The 7085-nt window shown below is 75.6% G+C and carries 7 protein-coding genes; all 7 read right to left on the bottom strand.

The features are described from left to right. Positions 1-2: 2 nt before the first annotated feature. The 7 genes from ABD811_RS12455 to ABD811_RS12425 all read right to left on the bottom strand — a co-directional run bounded on the left by ABD811_RS12455 (position 3) and on the right by ABD811_RS12425 (position 6928). Positions 3-1838, bottom strand: a complete 1836-nt coding sequence (locus ABD811_RS12455) for an ABC transporter ATP-binding protein (protein ID WP_344945604.1) — start codon at positions 1836-1838, stop codon at positions 3-5. Then, positions 1835-2389 (bottom strand): TlpA family protein disulfide reductase, encoded by a 555-nt coding sequence (locus ABD811_RS12450; protein WP_344945601.1) that lies wholly within the window; start codon positions 2387-2389, stop codon positions 1835-1837. The genes ABD811_RS12455 and ABD811_RS12450 overlap by 4 nt, the downstream gene beginning before the upstream one ends. Before the next feature lie 25 nt (positions 2390-2414). Then, positions 2415-2963: a MauE/DoxX family redox-associated membrane protein gene (locus tag ABD811_RS12445; RefSeq protein WP_344945599.1), complete on the bottom strand. Its 549-nt coding sequence runs from the start codon at positions 2961-2963 to the stop codon at positions 2415-2417. Positions 2964-2967: 4 nt separating this feature from the next. After that, on the bottom strand, positions 2968-3990 hold the full coding sequence (locus tag ABD811_RS12440) for an MvdC/MvdD family ATP grasp protein (protein ID WP_344945596.1): 1023 nt from the start codon (positions 3988-3990) through the stop codon (positions 2968-2970). Continuing rightward, positions 3987-4268 (bottom strand): hypothetical protein, encoded by a 282-nt coding sequence (locus ABD811_RS12435; protein WP_344945593.1) that lies wholly within the window; start codon positions 4266-4268, stop codon positions 3987-3989. The genes ABD811_RS12440 and ABD811_RS12435 overlap by 4 nt, the downstream gene beginning before the upstream one ends. After that, positions 4268-4669, bottom strand: a complete 402-nt coding sequence (locus ABD811_RS12430) for a hypothetical protein (protein ID WP_344945589.1) — start codon at positions 4667-4669, stop codon at positions 4268-4270. The genes ABD811_RS12435 and ABD811_RS12430 overlap by 1 nt, the downstream gene beginning before the upstream one ends. A 135-nt stretch (positions 4670-4804) precedes the next feature. Then, complete coding sequence (locus ABD811_RS12425; protein WP_344945586.1) at positions 4805-6928, bottom strand: AfsR/SARP family transcriptional regulator; 2124 nt, start codon at positions 6926-6928, stop codon at positions 4805-4807. Positions 6929-7085: the final 157 nt, after the last annotated feature.

Here is a 7085-nt window from a genome sequence, read left to right as displayed (position 1 = left end):
GGTCAGGTCGCCGGGAGGGGGGACGCGTCGTCGGCGGCGTCCTGGTAGCCGCTGGCCTGGAGGGTGAACAGGCGGGCGTAGGTGCCGTCCCTGTCGAGCAGCTCTTCGTGGGTGCCCCGCTCGGTGACCGTGCCGTCCTCCAGCACCACGATCGTGGACGCGTCGCGGACGGTGCTGAGCCGGTGCGAGATCAGCAGGCTGGTGCGGCCGGTGCGGTGGTCGCGCAGGCCGCGGTGCACCTCGTGCTCGGCCTCGGCGTCCAGGCCGGAGCTGGGCTCGTCCAGGACCAGCAGGTCGGTGTCGTCGCGCAGCAGGGCGCGGGCGATCGCCACGCGCTGCCACTGGCCGCCCGACAGCAGCACGCCGGTGTTCGGGTCCTCCCACAGCGGCGACTCGAACGTCCGCGACAGCATCGTGTCGTAGCCGCGCGGCAGCGCGGCCAGGGTGTCGTGGCATCCGGCGCGGCGGGCGGCGGCCTCGATGCGTGCGCGGTCGTCCAGCGCGGCCAGGTCGCCGACGCCGATGTTGTCGGCGGCGCTCAGCTCGTAGGCCATGAAGTCCTGGAAGACGGTGCCGATGCGGCGGCGCAGTTCCTCGACGGGCAGGTCGCGCAGGTCCACGCCGTCCCACAGGACGGCGCCGCGGGTGGGGTCGTACAGGCGGCACAGCAGTTTGACCAGGGTGCTCTTGCCGCCGCCGTTGGGGCCGACGAGCGCGGTGGCCTCCCCGGCGGGGATGGTCAGGGTGACGCCGCGCAGTACCCACGGCAGGTCGTCGCCGTAACGGAACCAGACGTCGCGCAGCTCGATGCCCTCGCGCAGCGGGGGGACGCCGCGGGGGCGGGGCGGCGCCGGCAGGTCGGGCCCGGCGTCGACGACGTGCCGGTAGTGGCCGAACAGCAGCATGGCCTCGTGCATGCGGCCCGCGCTGCTGGTCACGATGGTCAGGCCGTCCTGGACGCCCGCGACGGCGGCGACGAACACCGACACGTCGCCGATGGTGAGCCGTCCGGCGCGGGCCGCGTGCACCGCCCACACCAGCCCGCCGGCGGCCACCAGGGCGCACAGCAGCCCGTGCGCGCCCTGGACGAACAGCTCGCGGCGGCCCATGCGGCGCCGGGCGGCGTTGATCCAGCGCAGCTCGGCGAGCATGCGGCCGCCGAACAGGGTGCCGAGCCCGTACAGGCGCACCTCCTTGGCGGCGCCGAGGCTGGTGAGCAGCTGCGAGTAGAACAACTCGCGGCGGGTGGCGTGGCCGAGGTCGGCCAGCATGCGCGCCCGGAAGCGGCTCAGCCGGATCTGCCCGTGCAACGCGACGGCGCCCGTCACCGCGACGAGCACCAGCATCCACGGGCTCAGCACGGCGAGGGTGACGAGGAACCCGGTGACCATCAGCAGGCCCTGGACGCCGTCGAGCCCGCCGTCGACGACCTCGGACGGGCCGGTCGGGCCCGTGTCGGCGGCCAGCGACAGCCGGTCGTGGAAGCGCGGGTCCTCGAAACGGCGCAGGCCGGGCATGGCGGCGACGGCCTTGTAGAGACGGCCGCGCGCCGTCAGGTCGATGGCCCGTCCCAGTTCGCCCTCGACGTACCGCAGCAACTGGGGCACCAGGCCGGCGGCCACCCCGGCCGCGCCCAGCGCCAGGACCGGGACCAGCAGCGGCGCGCCGGGGACGGCGAGCCGGTCGAGCACCACCTTGGTCAGCCAGGCGACCAGCACCGGCAGGGCGCTGGCCACGACGGCCAGGGCGACGCGCAGCAGCAGCCGGGCTCGGCCCGACGCCCACGCCAGCTCCACCGCCGACGCCAGGTGGCGCGGGGCCGCCCGGTCGCGGGTCACGCGGACGCCAGGTCGGGGATGCGTTCGGGCAGCGCGTAGCTGGCGACCATCACGTCGTCGCGCAGCACGCCGTACGCGGGCAGCGCGCCCACCCCGAAGGCGCGCACCAGCGGGCCTCCCTCCTCGCGCTCGGTGAGCACGCGCGCCACCGGCGCGAGCCGCTCGCACAGCTCACCGACCCCGGCGGAGGCGCCCAGCACCACGGCCAGGACCTGGTCGCGGCCGCCGGGCGCCGCCTGCGCGCGGGCGAGGAACTCCGGCACGCTGTCCTCGCACAGCGGGCAGCCGGGCGCCAGGAAACCGACGAGCGTCGTGCCGCTCAGGCCGTCCCGCGTCACCTGCCCGCCGTCGGCGTCGGTCACCTCGAACTCGCCGACGCGGGTGCCGGGCGCGACGTCCAGCGGCGCCGGCTCGGCCGCCGGTCCGCGGGGACGTCCGTTAGCCAGCAGGCGGGTGTGCTCGCCGAGGCGGCGGATGACGGCCAGCAGCAGCACCATGTTGACCAGGCACAGCGCGCCGACGGTCGTCACCGCGGCCGTCGCGTACGACATGCGGCCTCCTCACGGGAACGCGGGACTAGCGGGAAGGGGACCCGGGCCGGACGGGCCGGACGAGGAACACCAGCTCCTCCAGGTCGATCAGCAGCAGCGCGACCGCCGCGCCGGCGATCACGGTGAGGGCGAGGGTCTGCCCCGGCGGCGGCGGCCCGGCCGCGGTCGCGGCCAGGACGGCGCCCGCCGCCGCGACCAGCAGCAGGATCGCGTTGCGCACCACGTGGACGGCGCCGGGCGGACGCCGTCCCACGCCGAAGCAGCGGCACGGCACCTGGACCCGGCCCCGGACCATCCGGACGACGGCGACGGTGAACACCGCCATCAGCAGCGTCGCCGCCGCCAGCGACGCGACGGCGAACGCCGGGACCGGCGCGGCCGCCGCCGTCGCCGCCTCGGCGGCCACCGTCACCGCCGCCAGGGGGCCCGCCGCGCGCGACGGGACCCCGGCGCCGGTCGACAGCCAGCGGCGGAAGTCCGCGTAGGCGGCCCTGCCGGTGAGCTTGGCGGCCGCCGAGAACGCGAACGTCACCGCGACGACCGCCTGCGCACCTGCCGCCAGGTAGGACGGCACGTCGCTAGTAGCCGATCTGTGTCACCTCTCCCCGCGTGAACGGCCCGCCGCGCATCAGCAGCTCGGCCATGTGGTCGCCGAGGTTCAGGCCCAGGTCGTGCTGCATCCACATGAACTGGCCCGCCGGGTTGACCTCCAGGAAGATGTGCTCCCCTTCGGGCGTGACGATGAAGTCCACGGCGGCGTACACCGCGTGCAGCTCGGTCAGCAGTTCCTGGGTCTTCTTGACGACGTCCTCGGGCAGCGGGCGGTAGTCGCCATAGGGCAGCGAGCCGACCTCGCCCGAGGCGCCCCGCCAGTCCACCGTCGTCCGGTCGTCGTTCTGCGAGTCGATCACGACCGGGAAGTACTTGTTCCCGATCACGGTCAGCCGCACCTCGTAGGCCTTGTCGACGTACTCCTGGAACATGCACATCGTGTGGCCGACCCGGTCGAGGTGCTCGTGGATCTCGTCGCCGACCACCGCGGTGAGCAGCCCGCCGGGGAACGCGCCCGGATAGTGGATCACCCCGCCGATCTGCGACTTGTACACGATCGGCCGCTCGGAGCGTTCCACCAGCGCGGCGACCTCCGCCGGGTCGTTGGTCAGCAGGGTGCGCGGCGTGCGCAGCCCCACCCGCCGGGCCAGCTCCAGCTGGTACGGCTTGAGCTCGCCGACCGCGTCGATGTCGGGCCGGTTCACCCACAGGCAGTCGGTGGCGCGCAGGATGCCGCCGACGGCCTGCATGGCCTCCTTGCGGGCGAACAGCCTCTCGGGTTCGCCCATGGCCGGGTCGAACTCGAAGGCGGTCGGGCGGCGGTACCACACCGACGCCAGCCGGTCCAGGTCGACCTCGCGGTCGCCGTGCCGCATGACGCGGCGGCGGCCGTCGAAGTCGGAGGTGGTGAACGTCAGCCGGCGCGGGAAGTAGCTGAGGTCGACGCGGACGACCTCGGCTCCCCGGGCCGACAGGGTCTGGATCACCGGGTCGACCGTGGGATCGAACTCCTGGGTCAGAATGAGGACCCGGGGGGCCGTCGACATCATGCGCAGGTGTCGTCCCTGCACTTGTCGCTGCCCATGTAGCAGCTGGTGTTGGTGTTGGTGGCGACGCCGGCGGTGATCGTTCCGGGCGGGAAGACCCAGGTCTGGGTCTCCTCGTCGTAGTGGCCCTCCTCCGGCATGGCCGGGTAGCCGTCCCACTGGGAGTACAGGTAGGCCAGCGGCTGCAGGCTCGGGTCGGCCGGCGGCTGCGGTTCGATGCGGTGCCCGTCGATGAACGACAGAGCCGTCTGCAGCGGCTCTCGGGTGAGGGTGTGGGACATCACTGACTTCCCTTCTCCGCCGGGGTCTCCGACGGACGTTCCGGGGACGACGGAGGCGACGGCGGGCCGCCGGAGCCCGCGGAGCCTTCGCCGGGCGGCGGCCCGGCGAAGGGCTCGGTGATCCCGGCGATCCCGGTCACCTCTCCGGAGAACCGCCAGACCAGTTCGTCCTCGTCGTAGTGCCCGGCGGTGAACGCCAGGTCGTGCTCCGGCTCGTCCTCGTCGACCTGCTGGTACAGGTAGCCGAGGGGCGCGCCGGGGGCCAGCCGTCGCCCCTCGCGAAGCCGCGCGGGGACACCACGTACGATGAGCGAACCGTCCCGCAGTTCCGGTGGATCGAAGCGCAGGAACGCCGGCGGGTCGGTGGGTCTGGAGGCCGTCGGACCGGCGGATTCGATCACTGCTGCAGCATCGCCGATCGGCGCTTTCGCTCCGCTCTCAGTTCGCTCTCAGCCTCCCGGCGCGCGAAACCCCAGGTCACGCGCGCGAGGGCGGGGCCGCGACGGGTGAGGCGGCGCGGTCGGGAGATCGCCCGGTCAGGCTGGGATGCCGAGGAGGGCGAGGCGGCCCGTCCGGTCGCCGCCGCGGTCGGCGGCGGCCAGGCCCACCCGCAGGACGCGGCGGCGCTCGTCGTCGCGGCCGAGCCGGGCGAGGAACGGCAGGGCGGCGCCGGCCAGCGCCACCGTCAGGTCGTCGTGGCCGTGCTCCCACGCCTGCCCCAGGGCCGCGCGCACCGCGCCGGACTCGGCGTCGTACCAGGCCTCGGGGCACTCCGGCAGCGGGACGCGGTAGCCGACCGCGCGTGCCGGTGCCGCGTTCCGCGACGACGTGCCGAACAACCAGGCTCCGACCTCGTCGAGCAGGTACAGCCATCCGCCGAGCACCCGCCGCACGGCCGCGTCCCGCGCCGCCCGCGGCTCGGTGGCGCGGGCGCGTTCGGCGGCGTAGAGCCGCAGCAGGTCGCAGCGGCCGTAGCGGAGCTGCCCGGCGTCGTCGTCCCCGAGCGGGTCGAGCAGCCCCGCGTCGGCGAGCGCCTCCAGGTGCGCGGTCGCCGTGTCCACCGGGACGTCGAGCAGGGCGGCGGCCGTCCACGCGGCGAAGTCGCGCGTGCGCGCCAGGCCGAGCAGCCGGAACGCGCGGCGCGGCCCCGCGTCCAGGGCGCAGTACGCGGCGTCCAGGCCGGGGCGGACGGCCAGCCCGTGCACCTCCAGCCCGTCCAGCCTGCCGTCCTCGTCGCGCAGGCCGGCGGCCAGCCGTCCGGGGCTCAGCGCGGGCCGGGCCGCCAGGCGCACCCCGGCGACGCGCACGGCCAGCGGGAGACGGTCGCAGAACCGGACGATCCGCGCCGCCGCCGGGTCGTCGGCCATGCCGTCGCGGCCGCTGACCCGGCCGAGCAGCCGGACCGCGTCCGGCCCGTCCAGGCCCTGCAGCCGGATCTGCCGGGCCCCGGCGAGGCCGCCGAGGAACGTGCGGCCGGTGACCAGCACGGCGCAGCCGGACGCCCCGGGGATCAGCGGACGCACCTGGGCCTCGTCCACGGCGTCGTCGAGGATCACCTGGAGGCCGCGGTCGGCCGTCAGCGACCGGTAGAGCGCGGCGCGGTCGTCGAGCGCGGCGGGGACGGCGGCGTCGGCGGCCCCCAGGACGCGCAGGAAGCGGCCGAGGACGTCGCGCGGGTCGGCCGGGCGGCCGTCCGGGCCGCGCAGCTCGGCGTACAGCTGCCCGCCCGGGAAAAGCGCGGCCGTACGGTGCGCGACGTGCACGGCGAGCGCGGTCTTGCCGATTCCGGGCAGCCCGTTGATCACGAAGACGAGGGGTCCGTGGCGGTCGGCGGCCGTCAGCATCGGCTCGCTGATCGCGGCGGTCTCCGCCCCGCGGCCGGTGAAGTCCGGCACGTCCGGCGGGAGCTGCCTGGGCACGGGCCGCAGCCGCCCGTCGCCCCGTAGCGCGGCCGCGTGGGCGTTGCGGATCTCCGCGGACGGGGCGATGCCCAGGTCGTCGGCCAGGCGCCGCCGTACCCGCTCGACCTGGCGCAGGGCCTCGGCGGGCCGTCCGGACGTCGCCAGCAACCGGACGAGCGCGGCCTGCAGCGGCTCGTCGTAGGGCGCGGCCGCGGCGACCTCCCGGACCAGCGGCACGACCTCGGCCTGGCGGCCCAGCCGGCACGCCAGGTCGGCGAGCGCGGCCGCGCAGTCGACCCGCGCCTGCTCGACGGCCCAGACGACGGGGTCGGCGTCGAGCCCTTCGGACCGGCCGCCCAGCACCGGCCCGCGCCACTCGCCGAGCGCGGCCGTCAGCAGCGACAGGCGCCGTCGCGGGTCGGCCGCCGTCTCGCTCTCCCGCACCCGCAGGGTGAACCGGGTGACGTCGACGGCGTCGTCCGGGGCCGTGAGCCGGTACCCGGACCCGGTGTGCTCCAGGCCGCAGGCCGTCCCCGCGACGTCGCGCAGCCAGCCCCGGAGCCGGTGCGCGGCGCACTGCAGCCCCCGCCGGGTCCCCTTGTCGGCGCCCCACGCCAGCGTCAGCAGCCGCTCCTCGCCGACGACCTCGCCCGGGGTGAGCGCCAGCACGCCGAGCAGCGCGCGCACGCTCGGCCCCGGCAGCGGGACGGGCCGGCCTTCGCTGCGGACGATCAGGTCGCCCAGGATGAGGATGTCCACTACGGCGCGCCTCTCGCCGACCCCGTTCGGGGGTGCCCTGCTGGGACCGTCACCGTCGCCGGTCGGGCGCGCGGTCGTCGATCATGACGAAGGTAGAGTGGTTCGGTCACCCGGGCAAGACTTCTCCGCGAAGAGGGTCCACGGGTGGGGCGGCCCG

The organism is Actinomadura miaoliensis (assembly GCF_039536785.1).
In the GTDB taxonomy this organism is placed as follows: Bacteria; Actinomycetota; Actinomycetes; order Streptosporangiales; family Streptosporangiaceae; genus Spirillospora; species Spirillospora miaoliensis.
Note: the sequence above shows the minus strand (reverse complement) of the source record. Positions and strands in the feature narration are given on the sequence as shown.